The 1,232-nt window shown below is 64.5% G+C and carries 1 protein-coding gene; it reads left to right on the top strand.

Features of this window, described 5'->3' with window-relative positions:
* The coding region (locus tag Q4P21_RS09795) for an Ig-like domain-containing protein (protein WP_303388589.1) at positions 1-1,232 on the top strand (1,232 nt) is incomplete at both ends.

Genomic DNA, 1,232 nt, shown 5'->3' with positions numbered 1-1,232 from the left:
CCCGACGGTGAGCTGAAGTACACCGACGACGGTGAAAAGGACGGCATGAAGTCCATGACCATCACGGTCTCCGACGGCGTGGACAGCACAGAACGCAAAATAAAGGTCAACGTCAAGGCCAGGGGCACCGTGCCTCCCGTGGCCAATGCGGACTTCTTCCGGGCCGTGGTGGGGCAGCCCATAGCGCTGTCACCGCTGAAGAATGACCAGGACCCCTCCGGCGGTAAACTGCGCCTGGCCAGCGTCTCCAAGCCGCCGAACGCCACCGTGTCAAAGATCGCCGACAACGGCACCGTCACGTTCATAGCCAGCAGCCCCGGCGCCGTCTACCTGGAATACCAGGTGACCAACGGGCCCATGAGCGCCACGGGCCTGATCCGCGTTGACGTGGTGGCCGCGGACACGAAGGGACTGCCCGTGGCCGTGAAGGACCTGGCCATGCTGCCCTCCGGCGGAACCGTCCTAGTGGATGTGCTGGGCAACGACATGGACCCGGCCGGCGGTGTGCTCGTCATCCAGTCGGTTGACGTTCCCCCGGGCTCGCCGGTCTCCGCCGTCATCATTGAACGCAATGTCCTGAAACTGACCGACGTGCGCGGGCTCACCGGCAACATGAGCATCAAATACACCATCTCCAACGGGGAAGGCAGCGCTGTTGGCGAGGTTTCCATCATCCGGATTCCCGCCCCGGACAAGCTGCTGCCACCGCGCGTGGAACCAGACACGGCCGTGGTGCGGGTGGGTGATGTTGTCTCGATCCCCGTCCTGGCGAACGACGTCGACCCCAACGGTGAGGTGCTCAAGGCACCTGTTGTGGTGGAGACGGGGGACCCGGAGGCGGGCAAGCTCTTTGCCGACCAAAACCAGCTACGCTTCATCGCTGGCCAGAGCCCGAAGAAGGTCACCGGCGTCTACAAGGTCGCCAACAGTTCAGGACAGTTCGCCTCAGCCAAGGTGGACATCACCATCATTGCTGCCGACCCCGAACACAACCTGCCACCGGCACCGAAAAACCTGACCGGCCGTGTCATCGCGGGGGACCAGGTGAAGATCGCCGTGCCGCTGAACGGCATTGACCCCGAGGGCGACTCGGTGGAGCTGGTGGGCATCGACAAGGCACCCACGCTCGGCACGGCCGAAACCGGCAACGGCTACATCTTCTACACCGCCGGCGGCAGCTCCGCAGGCACCGACACCTTCAGCTACCGTGTGCGTGACCGCCTCGGCGCCGA

This window comes from Arthrobacter sp. (assembly GCF_030540645.1).
GTDB lineage: Bacteria > Actinomycetota > Actinomycetes > Actinomycetales > Micrococcaceae > Specibacter.
This window is presented reverse-complemented; position numbering and strand designations above follow the sequence as displayed.